General features: G+C 70.6%; 22 protein-coding genes and 3 tRNA genes. 11 read left to right on the forward strand and 14 right to left on the reverse strand.

Annotated elements, in window-relative coordinates; translation table 11 throughout:
- Nucleotides 1–32 precede the first annotated feature (32 nt).
- The 6 genes from orn to ABWV20_RS15190 all read left to right on the forward strand — a co-directional run bounded on the left by orn (nt 33) and on the right by ABWV20_RS15190 (nt 2,736).
- Nucleotides 33–668 carry an oligoribonuclease gene (gene orn, locus ABWV20_RS15165; RefSeq protein WP_353356496.1) on the forward strand — a complete coding sequence of 212 codons (636 nt, stop codon included), beginning with the start codon at nt 33–35 and terminating at the stop codon, nt 666–668.
- 127 nt (nt 669–795) lie between these two features.
- Nucleotides 796–871: transfer RNA gene (locus ABWV20_RS15170), tRNA-His, on the forward strand.
- Nucleotides 872–1,013: 142 nt separating this feature from the next.
- Nucleotides 1,014–1,406 (forward strand): hypothetical protein, encoded by a 393-nt coding sequence (locus ABWV20_RS15175; RefSeq protein WP_353356498.1) that lies wholly within the window; start codon nt 1,014–1,016, stop codon nt 1,404–1,406.
- Between the two features lie 25 nt (nt 1,407–1,431).
- A tRNA-Lys gene (locus ABWV20_RS15180) sits at nt 1,432–1,504 on the forward strand.
- 108 nt (nt 1,505–1,612) lie between these two features.
- Complete coding sequence (locus ABWV20_RS15185) at nt 1,613–2,224, forward strand: phosphatase PAP2 family protein (protein WP_353356500.1); 612 nt, start codon at nt 1,613–1,615, stop codon at nt 2,222–2,224.
- Nucleotides 2,221–2,736: a DUF2127 domain-containing protein gene (locus tag ABWV20_RS15190; RefSeq protein WP_353356502.1), complete on the forward strand. Its 516-nt coding sequence runs from the start codon at nt 2,221–2,223 to the stop codon at nt 2,734–2,736. Before ABWV20_RS15185 ends, ABWV20_RS15190 begins: the two co-directional genes overlap by 4 nt.
- 111 nt (nt 2,737–2,847) lie before the next feature.
- Here the strand turns inward: ABWV20_RS15190 and ABWV20_RS19360 are convergent, their stop codons facing one another.
- The 5 genes from ABWV20_RS19360 to ABWV20_RS15210 all read right to left on the reverse strand — a co-directional run bounded on the left by ABWV20_RS19360 (nt 2,848) and on the right by ABWV20_RS15210 (nt 4,123).
- Nucleotides 2,848–3,039: a hypothetical protein gene (locus tag ABWV20_RS19360; protein WP_502901796.1), complete on the reverse strand. Its 192-nt coding sequence runs from the start codon at nt 3,037–3,039 to the stop codon at nt 2,848–2,850.
- Between the two features lie 32 nt (nt 3,040–3,071).
- On the reverse strand, nt 3,072–3,194 hold the full coding sequence (locus tag ABWV20_RS19365; RefSeq protein ID WP_502901797.1) for a hypothetical protein: 123 nt from the start codon (nt 3,192–3,194) through the stop codon (nt 3,072–3,074).
- 29 nt (nt 3,195–3,223) lie between these two features.
- Entirely contained in the window at nt 3,224–3,481 is a 258-nt protein-coding gene (locus tag ABWV20_RS15200; RefSeq protein WP_353356504.1) for a DUF3618 domain-containing protein, read from the reverse strand.
- Nucleotides 3,482–3,538: 57 nt separating this feature from the next.
- Nucleotides 3,539–4,012 carry a thioredoxin-dependent thiol peroxidase gene (gene bcp / locus ABWV20_RS15205; protein ID WP_353356506.1) on the reverse strand — a complete coding sequence of 158 codons (474 nt, stop codon included), beginning with the start codon at nt 4,010–4,012 and terminating at the stop codon, nt 3,539–3,541.
- Nucleotides 4,013–4,043: 31 nt separating this feature from the next.
- Nucleotides 4,044–4,123, reverse strand: a tRNA-Leu gene (locus tag ABWV20_RS15210).
- Nucleotides 4,124–4,198: 75 nt separating this feature from the next.
- On the opposite strand from ABWV20_RS15210, the gene ABWV20_RS15215 reads away from it, so the two are divergent.
- Nucleotides 4,199–4,591 (forward strand): RidA family protein, encoded by a 393-nt coding sequence (locus ABWV20_RS15215; protein ID WP_353356508.1) that lies wholly within the window; start codon nt 4,199–4,201, stop codon nt 4,589–4,591.
- Nucleotides 4,592–4,629: 38 nt separating this feature from the next.
- Here the strand turns inward: ABWV20_RS15215 and ABWV20_RS15220 are convergent, their stop codons facing one another.
- From ABWV20_RS15220 to clpS, 6 genes are all read right to left on the reverse strand, one after another.
- Nucleotides 4,630–6,189 carry a molybdopterin-dependent oxidoreductase gene (locus ABWV20_RS15220; protein ID WP_353356510.1) on the reverse strand — a complete coding sequence of 520 codons (1,560 nt, stop codon included), beginning with the start codon at nt 6,187–6,189 and terminating at the stop codon, nt 4,630–4,632.
- Nucleotides 6,186–6,818 carry an RdgB/HAM1 family non-canonical purine NTP pyrophosphatase gene (gene rdgB, locus ABWV20_RS15225; RefSeq protein WP_353356512.1) on the reverse strand — a complete coding sequence of 211 codons (633 nt, stop codon included), beginning with the start codon at nt 6,816–6,818 and terminating at the stop codon, nt 6,186–6,188. Before rdgB ends, ABWV20_RS15220 begins: the two co-directional genes overlap by 4 nt.
- Nucleotides 6,815–7,567, reverse strand: coding sequence for a ribonuclease PH (rph, locus tag ABWV20_RS15230; RefSeq protein ID WP_353356514.1), 753 nt, complete (start codon nt 7,565–7,567; stop codon nt 6,815–6,817). Before rph ends, rdgB begins: the two co-directional genes overlap by 4 nt.
- Before the next feature lie 114 nt (nt 7,568–7,681).
- Nucleotides 7,682–8,449, reverse strand: coding sequence for an MBL fold metallo-hydrolase (locus ABWV20_RS15235; protein WP_353356516.1), 768 nt, complete (start codon nt 8,447–8,449; stop codon nt 7,682–7,684).
- Nucleotides 8,450–8,547: 98 nt separating this feature from the next.
- The gene (locus tag ABWV20_RS15240) at nt 8,548–9,174 is read right to left on the reverse strand and encodes a DUF2017 domain-containing protein (RefSeq protein ID WP_353356518.1); all 627 of its coding nucleotides are present in this window, start codon (nt 9,172–9,174) and stop codon (nt 8,548–8,550) included.
- Nucleotides 9,174–9,497 (reverse strand): ATP-dependent Clp protease adapter ClpS, encoded by a 324-nt coding sequence (gene clpS / locus ABWV20_RS15245; protein WP_353356520.1) that lies wholly within the window; start codon nt 9,495–9,497, stop codon nt 9,174–9,176. Before clpS ends, ABWV20_RS15240 begins: the two co-directional genes overlap by 1 nt.
- A gap of 105 nt (nt 9,498–9,602) precedes the next feature.
- Between clpS and ABWV20_RS15250 the strand changes: the two genes are divergently transcribed.
- Together ABWV20_RS15250 and ABWV20_RS15255 are read left to right on the forward strand one after the other, a co-directional pair.
- Nucleotides 9,603–10,853: a nicotinate phosphoribosyltransferase gene (locus tag ABWV20_RS15250; protein WP_502901800.1), complete on the forward strand. Its 1,251-nt coding sequence runs from the start codon at nt 9,603–9,605 to the stop codon at nt 10,851–10,853.
- Nucleotides 10,854–10,856: 3 nt separating this feature from the next.
- On the forward strand, nt 10,857–11,483 hold the full coding sequence (locus ABWV20_RS15255) for an isochorismatase family protein (protein ID WP_353356522.1): 627 nt from the start codon (nt 10,857–10,859) through the stop codon (nt 11,481–11,483).
- Nucleotides 11,484–11,569: 86 nt separating this feature from the next.
- On the opposite strand, the gene ABWV20_RS15260 is transcribed toward ABWV20_RS15255, so the two are convergent.
- Together ABWV20_RS15260 and ABWV20_RS15265 are read right to left on the reverse strand one after the other, a co-directional pair.
- Nucleotides 11,570–12,310 carry an IclR family transcriptional regulator gene (locus ABWV20_RS15260; RefSeq protein ID WP_353356524.1) on the reverse strand — a complete coding sequence of 247 codons (741 nt, stop codon included), beginning with the start codon at nt 12,308–12,310 and terminating at the stop codon, nt 11,570–11,572.
- Nucleotides 12,310–13,581: a homogentisate 1,2-dioxygenase gene (locus tag ABWV20_RS15265; protein ID WP_353356526.1), complete on the reverse strand. Its 1,272-nt coding sequence runs from the start codon at nt 13,579–13,581 to the stop codon at nt 12,310–12,312. Before ABWV20_RS15265 ends, ABWV20_RS15260 begins: the two co-directional genes overlap by 1 nt.
- A gap of 102 nt (nt 13,582–13,683) precedes the next feature.
- On the opposite strand from ABWV20_RS15265, the gene ABWV20_RS15270 reads away from it, so the two are divergent.
- Entirely contained in the window at nt 13,684–14,553 is an 870-nt protein-coding gene (locus ABWV20_RS15270; RefSeq protein ID WP_353356528.1) for a hypothetical protein, read from the forward strand.
- Nucleotides 14,550–15,779, forward strand: coding sequence for a fumarylacetoacetase (fahA, locus tag ABWV20_RS15275; protein ID WP_353356530.1), 1,230 nt, complete (start codon nt 14,550–14,552; stop codon nt 15,777–15,779). The genes ABWV20_RS15270 and fahA overlap by 4 nt, the downstream gene beginning before the upstream one ends.
- Nucleotides 15,780–15,835: 56 nt before the next feature.
- Here fahA and ABWV20_RS15280 read toward each other — a convergent pair whose 3' ends face one another.
- The gene (locus tag ABWV20_RS15280) at nt 15,836–17,440 is read right to left on the reverse strand and encodes a DHA2 family efflux MFS transporter permease subunit (RefSeq protein WP_353356532.1); all 1,605 of its coding nucleotides are present in this window, start codon (nt 17,438–17,440) and stop codon (nt 15,836–15,838) included.
- Between the last annotated feature and the right edge of the window lie 64 nt (nt 17,441–17,504).

Raw genomic sequence — 17,504 nt, forward strand, 5'->3', positions numbered from 1 at the left:
ACCCGATCCTCCGGCGCCTCTATGGTGGACCGGTGACGACGACGAACGACGCGACCAACCAGCGCGCCACCTCCGACCGAATCATCTGGATCGACTGCGAGATGACGGGTCTGTCCCTCCGTGCAGATGCGCTCGTCGAGGTCGCTGCGCTGGTCACCGACTTCGAGCTGACGGTGCTCGGTGAGGGCGTCGACGTGGTCATCAAGCCGCCGGCCGCGGCGTTGGAGCAGATGGACGAGTTCGTCCGCGACATGCACACCACGTCGGGGCTGCTCGACGAGCTGGACAGCGGCGTCACCCTGGCGGAGGCGGAGGCACTCGTCCTCGACTACGTCCGCAGCTTCGTCCCCGAGCCGCGGAAGGCCCCGCTGGGGGGCAACAGCGTCGCGACCGACCGTGGGTTCCTCTCTCGCGACATGCCCGACCTCGAGGCGCACCTCCACTACCGGATCATCGACGTGTCCTCGATCAAGGAGCTGTCCCGCCGGTGGTACCCACGCGTGTACTTCAACGCCCCCAGGAAGTCCGGTGGCCATCGCGCGCTGGCCGACATCAAGGAGTCCATCGCGGAGCTGAGGTACTACCGCGAGGCGGTGTTCGTGCCCCAGCCGGGTCCGGACAGCGCGACCGCGAAGGCACTCGCTGAGGGACACGTCGTCGAGCACTGACGAGCACTGACCAGCACTGACCAGCACTGACGAGCACTGACCCGGGGCGCGCGCCGGTCCCGGTCGGGGGTGTCACGAGCACCCCTTCGGAGGCTGTACGATTGGCGTCGCTGTCTGCAGCGACTTGGTGGGTGTAGCTCAGCTGGTAGAGCACCTGGTTGTGGTCCAGGTGGTCGCGGGTTCAAGTCCCGTCACTCACCCCAGATGATCCCCGCACGTGACCTCACGAGCGGGGATCCTTTCTTTCCGGGCCGTATGCCGCTGAGCTCGTTCCGTCCGCCGGTCCCTTGAGCGCCTCCCGGGGTCGCGGCCGGTCACGACCGCGGCATGGGCCAGAATGGGCCCGTGATGCTCGGGAAGAAGCGGATGCAACGAGTCACGGTCGGAGTCCTCATCGGGCTCGTCATCGTGAGTCTCGCGTTGACCCTCGTCGGTGGCGCCCTGGCTGCGGCTCCCGGGGCAGGAGCCGCGCGGCCGCAGGCCGGGGCCTGGGCCGTGGACGAGCAGGCCACCACTCCCGGTCTTCCGGGTGTCGTCAGCAGCGGGGATCCCAGACCGGTGACGGAGACCCCGCAGGGGACCTCCACCCAGGTCACCGACGAGGAGCACATCGGGGGCCTGCTGGCCTACATCGCCTTCATGCTCGGCGGGGTGCTGCTCCTGGTCCGGGCGAGGCGCCGCGAGCGCCGCGAGAGGGCGGCCTCCCAGGGGTCCGAGTCGATTTTGTCGGCCCAATGACTGCCTGCTAATGTTTCCCCTCGTTGCGCCGCTAGCTCAATTGGCAGAGCAAGTGACTCTTAATCACTGGGTTCGGGGTTCGAGTCCCTGGCGGCGCACTTGTCCAGCAGCACCAAGGGCCCCGGCGACACTGTCTCCGGGGCCTTTGCCATGCCCCCGCCATGCCGCACAGGCTCCTCCAAGGTCTCGTCCATAGGGTGCACCCTGTGACTCCTGGCCCCACCGACACCAGCCTCTTCCTCGAGGTCAACGGCTTCGCCCAACGCACCGGCTGGCTCCACACTCCGATGGCCCTCTTCGCGCGCTACGGAATCCTCCTCTTCGGCGCGCTCCTCGTCGCCGGCTGGTTCGTCGCGCGCCGGGGTGGGTTCGGACGGATGGCCGCGCTCGTCTGGGCCGGCCTGGGCACCCTGGTGGCGGTAGCCGTGAACCAGCCGCTCGTCCGGTTCTTCCACGAGACCCGTCCGTACCAGGGGCTGCACCAGATTCTCGTGCTCGCCCAGCCGACGACCGACTTCGGCTTCCCCAGCGACCACAGCACCGTGGCGGGGGCCGTGACGGCCGGGCTGTTCCTCGTCGACCCGCTCCTGGGCTGCGTGTCGCTCGTGCTCGCCCTCGTCATGGCCTTCTCCCGGGTCTACATCGCCGCCCACTACCCGTACGACGTCGTCGCCGGCCTGGCGGTCGGCGCAGCGGTGGTGCTCCTCGGGCACCTGGTGGTCCGCAGGGCACTGACGCATCTCGTCGCCCTGCTGGCCGGAACGCGCCTGCGCCCGTTGGTCACCGACATCGGTGCGCCGGGCGAGGCGCAGGTATGAGCTGGTACCACCCGACCACCCTGCTCGACAGGGTCTTCGAGGGCGGCATCATCATCAAGGGGGTCACCGGGCTGCTCGAGCTCACCGGCGGGCTGTTGCTGCTCTTCGTGAGCCCGGCGCAGCTGCACGACTTCATCGCGCTCGTCACCCAGCGCGAGCTGCTCGAGGACCCGAACGACCGGGTCGCCAACCTGCTGCTCCAGGCCACGTCCCACTTCACCGCCGGCGGCCACGTCTTCGCGATCGCGTACCTGTGGATCCATGCCGTCATCAAGCTGGTCGCCGTGATCGGGATCCTCAAGAACCAGCTGTGGGCCTATCCGTTCTCCCTGGTGACCCTGGGGCTGCTGATGGTCTACCAGACGTACTCCATCGTCTTCGTCACGGTGTCCGTCGGCATGGTCCTGCTCACGATCTTCGACGTGTTCATCCTGTGGCTCATCTGGCGGGAGTACGGGAAGGTCAGGGACGAGACACGGACAGCCCCGGTCGCAGGGGTGTCCGCGAGCTGAGGATGCCTGGGGCCACCCGTTCGGCCTGACGAACGCCGCCACCCCGGGAGCCTGCCCGCCCTGGTGACCCGGCCCAGCGGCATACGCCGGGTGGGGTCGTCGGTGCGCCGACTACAGGTAGAGGCCGGTCTGACCGTCCTCCACGCGGGAGGCAGCGACGGCGTGGATGTCGCGTTCGCGCAGGAGGGCATAGTCATGTCCTTGGAGCTCCACCTCGGCCCGCTCCTCGGGGTCGAGGTGGACCCGGTCCCCGAGCGTGACCTGGCGGACGTTGGGCCCGGTGGCGACGACCTCCGCCCACACGAGGCGCTTGCCGACGGTGGCGGTGGCCGGGATCAGGATGCCACCCCGCTGCGTCGCTCACCCTCGTGCTCGAGGCTGACGAGGAGCCGGTCGTGAAGCATGCGGATCGGCAGCCGGGCGGCTGCCGATCCGCTCGTCGACGTGCTCTTGCCCATGGGGGGTGCTGGCCTCCCGGACCGGGGGCTCAGCGGTGCCGACGTCGGCGGATCAGCCCGGCGACGACGACCAGGGCGACGGCCGCGGCGACGACCGCGCCGATCCGCTCGACACGCAGGTCGCCCTCGGGCGTGTGGGTGGCCTCGTTCAGCTTCAGCTTGAGGCTCTGCGCCTGGCGCTGGGCGATGACCTGGGGCTGCGCCCGGTACGCCAGCTCGTTGACGGTCCCCTCGAGACGCGCGCGGGCCGCCTCGATGTCCTTCTCGATTCGTGCGGTGTCGGTCATGACGCTTCCTTTCGGCAGGCTGGTGACGACTCTAGTCGGGCCTCTACCCCACTGGGCTCAGGCGACCAGGCCGAGGTCGCGGCGCAGCTTGGCGACGTGACCGGTCGCCTTGACGTTGTAGAGGGCGTGCGACACGACGCCGTCCTCGTCGATGACGAACGTCGAGCGGATGACCCCCTCGACCGTCTTGCCGTAGAGCTTCTTCTCGCCGAAGGCACCGTAGGCCCGGTGCACGTCGAGCGACTCGTCCGAGAGGAGGGGGATGGTCAACGCATCACGCTCGCGGAACCTGGCCAGCTTGGTGGGCTTGTCCTTGCTGATGCCGATGACCTCGTACCCACCCTGGCGGAGCGACTCGAGCGACTCACTGAAGTCGCACGCCTGCTTGGTGCACCCCGGCGTCATGGCCGCCGGGTAGAAGTAGACGATCACCTTGCGGCCGCGGAAGTCGCTCAGGCTGACGGACTCTCCGGTGTCATCGGGAAGCGTGAAGTCCGGTGCCTGGTCGCCGGGCTCGAGTCGGTCGCTCACGGGGTCTCCTTCGTCGGATCGTTCTCCAGAGTGCGGACGGCGGGACTCGAACCCGCACGCCGAGGCACAGGAACCTAAATCCTGCGTGTCTACCAGTTCCACCACGTCCGCCTGGGGCTCTTCCGGGGCCTTCCGTGGCCTTCCGGGGCAGTGCCGGAGCCCAGCCTAGTTCCCTACGCTGGGGGCATGCGTCACCAGGTGAGCACGGGCAGTGCGTGGGAGAGTGTGGTCGGGTACTCGCGTGCAGTGCGGGTCGGGGACACGGTTCACGTCGCTGGGACGACTGCAGTTCGCGACGGAGAGGTCGTCGGGGTGGGCGACGCCTACCGGCAGGCCACGGTCGCCCTGGAGATCGTCGTCGCCGCCCTGGCCGAGCTCGGCGCTTCCCCGGCGGACGTCGTGCGCACGAGGATGTTCGTCACCGACATCACGCGCTGGGAGGAGGTCGGGCGGGCGCACGGAGAGGTCTTCCGCGATGTCCGGCCGGCGACGTCGATGGTCGAGGTGGCTGCGTTGATCGAGCCGGACCTGCTCGTCGAGATCGAGGCGGATGCCGTCATCTCGCGCGCGGAGTCGTAGACCCGGCCCAGGGTGGCCAAGCCGCACGAGCGCGCCGGTCAGTCGACGCGCACCGTGATGGTGTGGAGCCCTTCCGCGCCGTCGGGAGCGGGAGGGCGTTCGACGGCCGACTGCTCGTTTCCCTCGAGGTCGCGGGCACGGACACGCAGCGTGTGGCTACCCGGCTGTGCGTCCCACTGAAAGACCCACTGGCGCCAGGCGTCGATGCTCGCGTCGGTGGCGAGCGTTGCTGCGCCCCAAGGCCCGTCGTCGACCTGGACGTCGACCGAGGAGATGCCGTGATGCTGTGCCCACGCCACCCCCGCCACGGCGACCCGGCCAGCGGCCACCGTCGCACCGGACCGAGGGACATCGATCCGCGATGACGTCTTGACGGGTCCCTCAGCGGACCAGCCGCGCGGGGTCCAGTAGCCGACGTCCTCGGCGAAGGTGGTCACCCTGAGCTCGGTCACCCACTTGCAGGCGGAGACGTAGCCGTAGAGTCCGGGCACGACGAGCCGCACCGGGAAGCCGTGCTCGAAGGGAAGGGGCTCTCCGTTCATCCGGACGGCGAGGAGCGCGTTGCGGTCGTCGGTCAGCGCCCCGAGAGGGGTTCCACACGTCCACCCGTCGGCGCTCGTCTGCAGGACCATGTCGGCTCCCGGCCGCGGGCCGGCCAGGGCGAGCAGCTCGCGCACCGGCCACCCGGTCCACACGGCGTTGCCGATGAGGTCGCCACCGACCTCGTTGGACACACAGGCCAAGGTCACCAGGGCTTCTCGCATCGGCTTGCCCTGCAAGGCGTTCCAGTCGAGCTCCACCTCACGCTCGACCAGGCCGGTGACTTTCAGCCGCCAGTCCTCCGCGGTGAGTCGTGGGACGACGATCGCGGTGTCGATCCGGTAGAAGTCGTCGTTGGGGACGATGAAGGGGGCCGCCCCGGGAACCCGCAGGTCCGATCCGGCGGGAACCTCGAGCGTCGTCGCCCTGGCCGGCTCCCGGGCGAGCGCCTCACGGGAGGCGGTCGCCTCCACGGAGTCGCCCCCCAGCCACGTTCCCACGTATGCCGCTGAGCCGCCTACCGCGGCGCCGAGCAGCAGGCGCCGTGCCGGGTTCGCGGCCCCCCGGGCTGCGCCGCCGAACGAGGAGCGGCTCAGGAACCAGAGGCCGGCCACCGTGCCGAGGACGGTCGGCACCACGTCGGCGACCGAGGCGTCGGGTCGGGAGAGGACCGCCGCGACACCCACGGCCCCGAGCAGCGAGAAGGCGACGAGGGCCGGGCGCATCCGGGTCCGCGCGAGGAGGCCGATCGATGCACACAGGATGCCGAGGACCACGACGACGCCGACGAGGAGGGCGCGTTTGTCGTTGGTGCCGAAGGCGGCGATGGCGACGTCCTTGAGCCACGGAGGGGTCCGGTCGACGAAGGCGCCACTGACGGCTGCGACCGGAGCCGGCACCCCGGTGGCCGCCCCGACCTGCTGCTGCACGCCCGCGACGAGGGTGGCCAGCCCGACGGACAGCAGGCCGGCGACCAGCCCGTGCGCGGCCGCGAGAGCGCTCGCGCCTCGCGCCGGGACGCCGGCCGGTCCGTCTGCCGTCGGGCTCGTCGAGCTCATGGCCGGAGCAGCTCCCTCAGCCGCGGAACGAGCGCGCGGAACGCGAGGTAGCGGTGCGACACGACGTTCTTCTCCTCGGGTGAGTACTCCGCCAGCGTCCGCTGCTGCGTCGCGTCGTGCTGCCCGTCCGGGACGAAGATGGGGTCGTAACCGAAGCCGCTCGTGCCCCGTGGCTCCCGACCGACCTTGCCCGGGAAGCGGCCCACCTCGACCGCGGTCCGGCCGTCCGGCAGCACCAGCGCGGCCGCACAGACGAAGGCCGCCCCCCGGTGCTCGTCGCGCACATCGCTCAGCTGGGAAAGCAGCAGCTCGAGGTTCGCGCGATCCACGCCCGGGCCTGTGGCTCCTGACCAGCGGGCGCTGAAGATGCCCGGGGCCCCGCCCAGCACGTCCACGGTCAGACCCGAGTCGTCCGCCAGCGCCGGCAGGCCGGTCGCATCGGCGGCGGACTGGGCCTTGAGCACGGCGTTGGCCGCGAAGGTGACCCCGTCCTCCACGACGTCAGGGGCGTCGGGGAACTCGTCGAGGCCGACGATCTCGAGGTCGAGCTGGGTGCAGACATCGGAGAGGATCTCGCGCATCTCCTCCACCTTGTGGTGGTTGCGCGTGGCCAGAACGAGCTTCGTCACGAGGCCGCCCCCTCTGCTCCCGAGGCGAGGGCTGCCTGCTGGACGGCGGTGAGGTCGGCACAGCCCTGCGCCGCCAGCTCGAGCAGCTCATCCAGCAGCGCCCGGTCGAACGGGTGGCCCTCAGCGGTTCCCTGGACCTCGATGTACCGACCATCACCCGTCATGACGACGTTCATGTCGGTCTCGGCAGTCGAGTCCTCGGGGTAGTCGAGATCGATCACCGCCTGTCCTCCGACGATCCCCACGGACACGGCGGCCACGGAGCCGACCAACGGCTGGGCGCCCTTGGCGATGAGCCCCTGGCTCCTCGCGTACTCGATGGCGTCGGCCAACGCCACCCAGGCACCGGTGATCGCGGCGGTGCGGGTGCCACCGTCGGCCTGGAGGACGTCACAGTCGAGGACGATGGTGTTCTCCCCCAGCGCTTTCGTGTCGATCACCGCCCGCAGGCTGCGACCGATGAGTCGCGAGATCTCGTGGGTCCGCCCGCCGATCCGTCCCTTGACGCTCTCGCGGTCCGAGCGGGTGTTCGTGGCGCGGGGCAGCATCGCGTACTCCGCCGTGACCCAGCCCGTCCCCTTCCCCTTGAGCCAGCGAGGCACTCCCTCGGTGAAGGAGGCGGCGCACAGGACCCGGGTCCGGCCGAACTCCACGAGGACACTGCCCTCGGCGTGGTCGAGCCAGCCCCGGGTGATCCGGACCTCCCGCGTCTCGTGGGGGGCCCGGCCGTCATGTCGTGTCGCAGTCATGCCCCTGAGGCTAGCCATGCGTCAACGGTAGGTCGCGGGCCGTCCACCCGCCCCGCCACGCGCCCTGAGGTCACCGAACCGTAAGACCGAGCCCAGCGGCATACGGAGACGTCGTCAGATGGCGTAGGTGGCACCCGGCTTGGCGAGCTCCACCTGACCCGGCCACACTGCGGCCGCCTGAGCCCGGCACTGCTCCGGGTCGTTCCACGAGGGCAGGTGGGTCAGCATCAGCCGCTGGACTCCCCCGGCTCGGACCGCGGCCTCCGCGGCGCGACTGCCGGACAGGTGGATCCCGCGGATCTCGTCACGCCCGTCGACGAACGCGGCATCCGCGAGAGCGAGGTCGGCCCCGGTGAGGAGCGGTGTCAGGGAGTCGCACAGGTCGGTGTCGCCCGTGTAGGCGAGGACCCGCCCGTCCGCCTCCACGCGGAACCCGTAGGCCTCGATCGGGTGCTCCACCCGGACGGGCGTGATCGTGAACGGACCGACGACGATCGGCTCGCGGTCGCGGATCGTGCGGAAGTCGAAGACGCCGGGGACGTCCTCGATCTCCTCGTTGCCGTAGGCCCGGGCCAGGTGGTCGCCCGTGCCCACTGGGCCATAGGCCGGCAGCCCTTGGCGGCCCGAGCCGCCCGGGACGTACTTGAGCATGACGTACAGACCGCACAAGTCGATGCAGTGGTCGACGTGCAGGTGGCTGACCAGCACGGCATCGACCGTGAGCGGGTCGAGGTGCCGCTGCAGGTGGCCGAGGGCACCATTGCCCAGGTCGAGCACGATGCTCCACGTGCGGCCCTCGTGCTCGCTGCGCACGAGGTAGCTCGACGCAGGCGAGTCAGGCCCCGCGAACGATCCGGAGCAGCCGACGATGGTGAGGTCCACGCAACGAGCCTAGGTCTCACGCCCGCCGACCACTCGCGACTCGCGCGTCGGGTGTGTCACATGACCCGTCCTGCCCCCGGCCCGCTGACGTGCCCGGGTCAGTCCTCGCCCATGAGGGACTGGGTGAGTGTCTCCTGCAGCCAGGTGAGGAAGTCGTACCACGCCATCGCGTAGCCGAGCGGGTCGTCGTCGTCCATGACCTCCATGGCCGCATGGAGCCGCTCCGCGTCCTCCTCCGTGCGCATCCCCATCCGCTCGCCGAGGAGCAGCCGGACGTCGGTCAGCGCCATCAGGAAGGCGGGCGCCTGCGCCGCGTCGAGCTCGACCCGGTCACCCGAGGCCTGGGCGAGCCGCTCCATCGCCACGTCGAGGTTCGCGCTCTTGCGCTGGCGCAGTCCCTCCTCGGTCAGGCGACGGAACTCCGCCGCGACCGCGTCATCGCCGCGATGGGCATCAGGGAGCAGCCGGTCCAGGGCGGGATCGCGCTCCTGGCCCGGACCCGGCTCCGGCTCCTCCCCGTCGCCGGCCGCGCCACCGGTCTGGTCCTCGTGGGCCACCGACACCCCCATCGAGGCGACGAGGTCGGCGAAGGCGTCGCCGGTCGACTCCACCTCCGGCGACAGCACGGTGCGGGTCTGCTCCATGAGGCCGTGGACCATGAAGCGCTCGGTCTCGTCGAGGAGCGCAACATGGCGTCCACCCTCGGGCAGGAAGGCGCGGGCCATCACTCGTCCTTCTCGAACGTCGCCCAGAGGCCGTAGCCCTGCAGGGACTCGGCGTCGCGTTCCATCGACTCGCGTGGTCCGCTCGACACGACCGCGCGACCCTTGGTGTGGACGTCCATCATCAGCTTCTCAGCCTTGGGCCGCGGGTAGCCGAAGTAGGACTCGAACACCCACGTCACGTAGCTCATGAGGTTGACCGGGTCGTTCCAGACGATGGTGACCCAGGGAAGGTCCGGGGCCACGACCTCGTCGGTCTCCGTCGCCTCCTCCGTCTCGGGGCTGCGGACCGGCGCCACCGGTGCGAGGGACATGCTCGTCGACATCACCCAACCACCCTATGGCCGCCCGTCCTCCGGCCACGCACGGAGCGGGACCGTAGGCTGGCCACCGTGAGCACCGCACTGCTGACCGACCACTACGAGCTGACCATGGTGCAGGCTGCGCTGGCCTCGGGCGAGGCCCACCGCAGGTGCGTCTTCGAAGCCTTCTCGCGTCGCCTGCCCGACGGGCGCCGCTACGGCGTCGTCGGAGGCACCGGGCGGTTCCTCGAGGCGTTGGAGCACTTCCGCTTCGGCGACGACGAGCTGCGCTTCCTCGCCGACGCCCGGGTCGTCGACCGGGAGACGATCGACTGGCTGGGGAGCTACCGGTTCAGCGGGAGCATCAGCGGCTACGCGGAGGGCGAGTGCTACTTCCCCTACTCCCCCGTCCTCGTCGTCGAGTCCACGTTCGCCGAGGCCGTCCTCCTCGAGACCCTGATCCTCTCGATCCTCAACCACGACACGGCGATCGCCTCGGCCGCCTCACGGATGACGTGCGCCGCCGGCGATCGACCCTGCATCGAGATGGGGTCGCGACGCACCCAGGAGGAGTCGGCCGTGGCGGCCGCCCGAGCCGCCTACATCGCGGGTTTCCAGGCCACCAGCAACCTCGAGGCCGGGCGTCGCTACGGGGTGCCCACGGCCGGGACGGCCGCGCACGCGTTCACGCTGCTCTACGACTCGGAGCGGGAGGCCTTCACCGCTCAGGTCGAGTCGCTCGGCAAGGGCACGACGCTGCTCGTCGACACGTACGACGTCAGGGCAGCGGTCGAGCTCGCCATGGAGATCGCCGGCCCGCAGCTCGGTGCGGTGCGGCTCGACTCGGGCGACCTGCTCATCCAGGCGCAGGAGGTCCGCGCCCAGCTCGACGCGGCGGGCAACACCGGGACGCGGATCATCGTCACCTCCGACCTGGACGAGCACGCCATCGCGGCGCTCGCGGCCGGTCCGGTGAGCGGCTACGGCGTGGGCACGGCCCTCGTCACGGGATCGGGAGCACCGACGGCGTCCATGGTCTACAAGCTCGTCCAGCGCGAGAACGGCGCCGGTGAGATGGAGAACGTCGCGAAGAAGAGCAAGGACAAGGCCTCCGTGGGCGGTCGCAAGTGGGCGCTTCGACGGCTCAACGCGCGGGGCGTGGCCGAGGCCGAGGTGATCGGGGTGCGGGAGCGCCCCCGGGACGACGGCAACGACCGGCCGCTCATGGTCGAGCTCGTCCTCGACGGCGACGTCGTGAACCACCAGGACATCCACGAGGCGCGGGCGCGGCACGCCGCCTCCCGGGCCGAGCTGCCCCGCGCCGCCACCCAGCTGTCCCGCGGTGAGCCCGTCATCCCCACGATCTACGAGGAGGGCTGAGCGATGTCCCCGCAGACGACTCCCGGCGGAGGCCGTGGCCGACGCAAGGCACTCATCATCGTCGACGTCCAGAACGACTTCTGTGAGGGAGGATCGCTCGCGGTCCCCGGGGGAGCCGAGGTGGCCCGAGAGATCTCGACGCACGTTGCCGACCACCGTGACGACTACGACGTCGTCGTCGCCACGGCCGACTGGCACGTCGACCCCGGCAGCCACTTCTCTGCCGCGCCCGACTACGTCGACTCGTGGCCCGTCCACTGCGTGGCCGCGAGCCCTGGCTCCGACTTCCATCCCGACCTCGCTCCGGCGCTTCACGCCGTTCAGGCGGTCTTCCGCAAGGGCGAGCACGCGGCCGCCTACAGCGGCTTCGAGGGCCGCAGCGACGACGTCGCACAGGCGCCGCTCGCGGACTGGCTCACCGAGCGCGGTGTGTCCGACGTCGACGTCGTGGGGATCGCCACCGACCATTGCGTGCGGGCCACGGCACTGGACGCCCGACGGGAGGGTTTCGCGACGACCGTCCTGCTCGGCCTCACCGCGGGCGTGGCGCGGAGCACCACGGAGGCAGCTCTGACGCAGCTCGACGAGGCCGGCGTCCGCCTGCTCGGAACGCCGGTCCTCGCCGACTGATCAACGGCTGCGTTCGACCCACAGCAGCTCAGTGGACCCCAGTGGGGAGCGACGTCCGGGGAGAAGCAGTCCCGGCAGAGTCCGGGTCAGCGCAGCACGGCCGCCAGTGCCCGGGCCGCGCGCTCGAGGCGCGGCTTGGCCGTGGCCGGGTCGATCGGGCCGAGGGCGACAACCCCGACGGAGGCCTCGACCACGCGCTCCGGCTCGCGGCCCTCGCTGACCGGCGGGAGGACGGGCAGCGCCAGGCCGTGCGCGCCGGGCTGGATCTCGCCGCCGGAGACGACGAGGTCGGACGACCCGGAGCGACCGGCGAGGATGGCCCGGCCCGCCGCCCCGAGGTGGAGTGGGTGCCGGGCACCCGAGCGGTAGGCCACGTGGAAGTCGGTCCACGTCGGCTCGACGACGACGAGGGCCAGCGCCTCGTCGCCCTCCGCCACCGTGAGGTGCGCCGTGGCCCCGACCGCATCGGCGAGCTCCTGGAGGATCGGTCGGGCCTCGGACCGGACGAGCGGTCGGATCGCCGCAGCCAGCCGGCTGACACCGAGGCCGAGACGGACCCGCCCGTTGGCTCGGCGGGCGACGAGATGGTGGGCCTCGAGGGCGGTGACGAGGCGATAGACGACAGGACGGCCGACGCCGAGCTCAGCCGCGAGCTCCGTGATGGTCAGCCCACCGCCGAGGTCAGGCCGAGCGAGCAGCTCGAGCAGCTGGATCCCCCGGTCCAGGGTCTTCGAGCTCTCCGGTCCCCGGGAGGCACGCCCTCCCGGCGACGCAGCCGACCCGGAACCCGCGTCGGCTGGGTCAGCAGTGCGGCCCGAATCGTCCATCAGCCCTCGGAGTGGGCCGCGCCGGGGCCCGGCGCACCGCCTCGCGGGCGCCCGGTCGCACGCGACCACGAGAGGGCGTAGACCCCGTCATCGGCGGCGACACCGGCCTCACCGAGCTCCAGCGGCCGGAAGGTGTCGACCATGACCGCCAGCTCGTCGAAGTAGTCCACGCCGATCGAGCCCTCGGTCGCCCCCGGTTGCGGACCGTGCGCGTGGCCCCCCGGGTGGACCGAGATGGAGCCGCGACCGATGCCGGACCCCTTGCGCGCCTCGTAGTCGCCGTCGACGTAGAACATGATCTCGTCGCTGTCGACGTTCGAGTGGTAGTAGGGCACCGGAATCGCCAGCGGGTGGTAGTCGACCTTGCGCGGGACGAAGTTGCAGACGACGAAGTTGTATCCCTCGAAGACCTGGTGCACCGGCGGCGGCTGGTGGACCCGGCCCGTGATCGGCTCGAAGTCGCGGATGTCGAAGACGTACGGGTAGAGGCACCCGTCCCACCCCACGACGTCGAGGGGGTGGAAGGGCAGCGTGTGGACGGTGCCGACGATGCCGCCGGGACCGTGCCCCCGGTGTTTGATGTACACCTCGGTCTCCTCGTCGGCGGCCGCGCCGACATCCTCTGCGAGCAGCGGCCCCTCCGGCCCCCTGAGGTCGCGCTCGCAGTAGGGCGCGTGCTCGAGGAGCTGGCCGAACCGGCTGAGGTAGCGCTTCGGCGGCGTGATGTGGCTGTTCGCCTCGATGCAGTACGCCCGAAGCGGGTTCGCGGGGTCGTCGACCGGCAACCACCGGTGGGTGGTGGCCCGCGGGATGATGACGTAGTCGCCCTCGCTGACGTCGAAGGCCCCGAACACGGTCTCGACGCGGCCGGCCCCACGCTCGACGTAGACACACTCGTCGCCGATGGCGTTGCGGTACCACGGGCTGGGTCGGGCCGCGACGGCGTACGAGATCCGGACGTCGCCGTTGCCCAGGACGAGTCGACGGCCGGTCACGACGTCGGTGGCGGCCACCGCGGCCTCGTCGAAGAGGTCGTGCAGCTTGAGGTGCCGCGGGGTGAGCGGATGGTTCGGCGTCGTCGACTGGTCCGGCACGTCCCACACGCGTGAGGCCGAGACCGTCGAGGGGATGTTGCGGTGGTAGAGCAGGGACGAGTCGGACGAGAACCCTTCCTCCCCCATGAGCTCCTCGTAGTACAGCTCACCGTCATCGCGACGGTGCTGCGTGTGTCGCTTCGGCGGGATGTTCCCGGCTGCTCGGTAGAACGCCATCTCTCCCTCACTGTGCTTCCGACGCTGTGCCCCCGACGTCCTCGCGTCCGTTTTGCGGACGCGAGCGTCTCTCCATTGACACATTGGAGTACGCTCCCCGACATGTCAAGGTCGAGCGGATTCCCTCACCAGGCGCGGATCTTCGACCACCTCGTGGACGACGCCGCGGTCTTTCCTCCCGGGCTGGCCCCGGCCGACGTGGCGGTCCGTGAGCACCTCGATCGAAGAGACGGGCCGTATGCCGCTCAGCTCGGTCCGCTCCTCCTGCCGGCGTCCGCGGCGGCTGAGGTTGCCGCCCTCGTCGCTCCCGACCCTCGTGCGAGCGAGCGTCCGCTGCGGGTGGGCCTCATCGTCCGACCGGGAGGATCCCTCGATCCGCTGGTCGAGGGGGTCGACCTGCTCCGCGACGAGCCCGCCGTTGCCGTTGCCAGCGTGGACGTGGGCTGGGGCGACGACTGGCGTCGCACGATGGACCTCCGGGTGCCCGTGGTCGTCGAGGTGGGCGTCGGCGCCGAGCAGCAGGCGGCGCTGGACGACATCGCCCGCGCCGTCGACGACGGTGCGGATGTCCGGGCCAAGTTCCGCACCGGCCAGACCCCGACGTGGGCGTGGCCCGACGAGGCCACCCTGGCCGGGTTCCTCGACGCGACGGTCCTGCGCGGTCTCTCGTTCAAGCTCACGGGCGGGCTGCACCACGTCGTGCGCGGCGAGTACGCCGACGAGGCGATGCACGGGCTGCTCAACGTCCTCGTCGCAACCCACGACGCCCTCGACGGCGCGGAGGCCCCCGACCTCGCGGAGCTCCTGGCCGCGACCGACGTGGAGCACCTCGTCCGCCGCGTCACCGCCCTCGACGACCAGGATGTCGACCGACTGCGTGCCTCGTTCACCGGCTTCGGCTGCTGCGGCGTCCTCGATCCCCTGACCGAGCTCGAGGCCCTCGGCCTCCTTCCCGAAAGGACCACTGCGTGAGCACGTGGCTCGACCTGCCCGCCGACCACCCCTTCGGGGTCCACAACCTGCCCTACGGCGTATTCTCGCTCGACACCGGGAGGCGGCGGGTCGGGGTCCGGATCGGTGACCTGGTGCTCGACGCGGGCCCGGTCGCCGCCGGCGACGGCGACCGGGGGGCCGGTGGCGTCTCGCACCTCGCGACCGCGTGGCAGACCCCGAGCCTCAACGCGTTCCTCTCGCTGGGGCGGCCGGCGTGGACGGCTGCCCGCGCCTGGCTGACCGAGCTGCTCACCGACGAGCGGCACCGCGCAACGGTGGAGCCGCACCTGCACCCTCTCGGTGACGTCACCCTCCACCTGCCCCTGGCGGTGGCCGACTACGTCGACTTCTACGCCAGCGAGGACCACGCGTCCAACGTCGGCCAGATCTTCCGACCCGACAATGCGGCCCTGCCCCCCAACTGGAAGCACCTGCCCATCGGCTACCACGGCCGCTCCGGGACCGTGGTGGTGTCCGGCACGGACGTCGTCCGGCCCAGCGGCCAGCGCAAGGCCCCGACCGACCCCACCCCGAGCTTCGGCCCGAGCATCAGGCTCGACATCGAGGCCGAGCTCGGTTACGTGGTCGGCGGCGCCACCGAGCTCGGCTCCCGAGTGCCGCTCGACGAGGCGGAGGACCACCTCTTCGGCGTCGTCCTCCTCAACGACTGGAGCGCTCGGGACATCCAGGCGTGGGAGTACGTGCCCCTCGGCCCGTTCCTCGGCAAGTCCTTCGCGACCTCGATCTCGGCGTGGGTCACTCCTCTGGAGGCGCTCCGCGAGGCACGGGTGCCGCTGCCGGGTCAGAGCGATCCGCCGGTCCTGCCCTACCTCGCCGGCGACGCTGCCGGCTTCGACATCCATCTCGAGGTCGCGCTCAACGGCACCGTGGTGTCGCGCCCTGAGTACGCCGGAATGTACTGGGCTCCGGCCCAGATGCTTGCTCACCTCACGGTGAACGGCGCCTCGCTCCGCGACGGCGACCTGTTCGGTTCCGGCACGATCAGCGGACCGGCGAAGGACTCCCGCGGCAGCCTCCTCGAGCTGACCTGGAACGGCACCGAGCCGCTCACCCTCGAGGACGGCTCGACCCGCGGCTTCCTCGAGGACGGCGACAGCGTCACCATGACCGCGTGGGCGCCCGGTCCCGAGGGGTGCCGCATCGCACTCGGCGAGGTGACCGGGACGATCCGCCCCGCACGCTGACCGCCCGGACCGAGCCGAGTCGACAGCAGCCGGGCCGGCCGGCTCGGAGACGGGCGTCAGTGGATCACGACGGGTGCCACGGTCGGGTCCGGCTCGTCGCTGCTGTTCCCGGGCGCGTCATCGAGCAGGTGGGACACCTCTCGCCGGCGCGGCAGGAACAGCGCCGGGATGAGGGTGAGGCTCACGAGGACGGCCGCCACGAGGAAGGTGTCGGCGAAGGCCTCCGCAGCCTGGCTGAGCCCCTGCGCCACGCCGGCCGGGCCCCCGATCTGGTCGGCGATGGACGGGTTCTGCCACGAGGCGATGGCCGGACCCGCCAGCGGCTGCTCAGCCAGCAGGTTGGTGTAGACGACCGAGATCACCGCGATGCCGATGGAGCTGGCGACCTGTTGCGTGATGTTGAGCAGGGTCGAGCCGCGGGCGACCTGGTGAGACGTCAAGGTCTTCAGCGCGGACGTCATGATCGGCATCATCGTCGCGCCCATCCCGAGGCCCATGACGAAGAGGACCGGGATGAGGTAGCCCCAGTACGAGGTGTCCGCCGTCACCTGGGTCAGGGCGAACATTCCCCCAACGATGAGCAGCAGACCGAAGGGGGCGATCCGCCCCACCGGGAAGCGATCCGCCAAGGCTCCCGCGATCGGCATCGTGACCATGGCCCCGAGGCCTTGGGGCGCCACGAGCCAACCCGAGTCGACGGGCAGCTCACCGCGGACCAGCTGGAAGTACGTCGGCACGAGGAAGAGCGCCCCGAAGAACGACGCAGCGAAGAGGAACATCGTGATCGTGGCGACGGTGAGGTTGCGGTTGGCGAACAGCCGCAGGTCGAGCAGCGGGTGCACCGGCCTGAAGCTGTAGAGCACGAAGGAGAGCAGCATGAGCACGCCGATCGTCGCGGGCACCCCGACCTTCGCGGAGAAGAACGTGCCTTCCTCGGGGATCGAGCTGACGCCGTAGAGGAACGCCGCCAGACCCGGTGACATCAGGAGCATGCCGATGACGTCGAACGACTCCGACGGCTCAGGACGGTCCCTGGGAAGAGCGAACCACGCATAGCTGATCGCCACGATCCCGATCGGCAGGTTGATGAGGAAGATCCACTCCCACGAGTAGTGGTCGATGAGCCATCCGCCGATGATGGGACCGAAGATCGGCCCCAGGAGCATGGGGACGCCGAGGATGGCCATGAGCCGTCCCATCCGCTGGGGGCCAGCGGCCCGCGTCAGGATGGTCATGCCAAGGGGCATGAGCAGCCCACCGCCGAGGCCCTGCAGGATGCGGAAGAGGACGAGCATGCCGATCGAGTCAGCCGTCGCGCAAAGGGCCGACCCGAGGGTGAACAGCGCGAGCGCGAGCATGTAGAGACGCTTGGTCCCGAACCGGTCAGCAGCCCAACCGGTGAGCGGGATCACCGTCGCCAGGGCCAGCGTGTAGGCGGTGATCGTCCACGCCACCGTGGAGTAGGGCAGTGGGTCGGCGGGGTTGGTGGAGAACACCTCGACGAACGTCGGCAGCGCGACGTTGACGACGGTGATGTCGAGGATCGACATGATGGAACCGAGCACGACGACGCCGGCCACCTTGAGGACGGCGGCGTCGATCTTGTCGGGGTAGTCGGGTGCGGAGCGGGCAGTCGCCGTCGAGTCGGGTGCAGGTGACACGAGTCCCCCTGTGTCGTGGAAGGTGTCGTGGAAGGTCTGGAGTGGAGGGTGTGCCGGGCCGGCC

The organism is Intrasporangium sp. DVR, assembly GCF_040365325.1.
Classification (GTDB): Bacteria; Actinomycetota; Actinomycetes; order Actinomycetales; family Dermatophilaceae; genus Intrasporangium.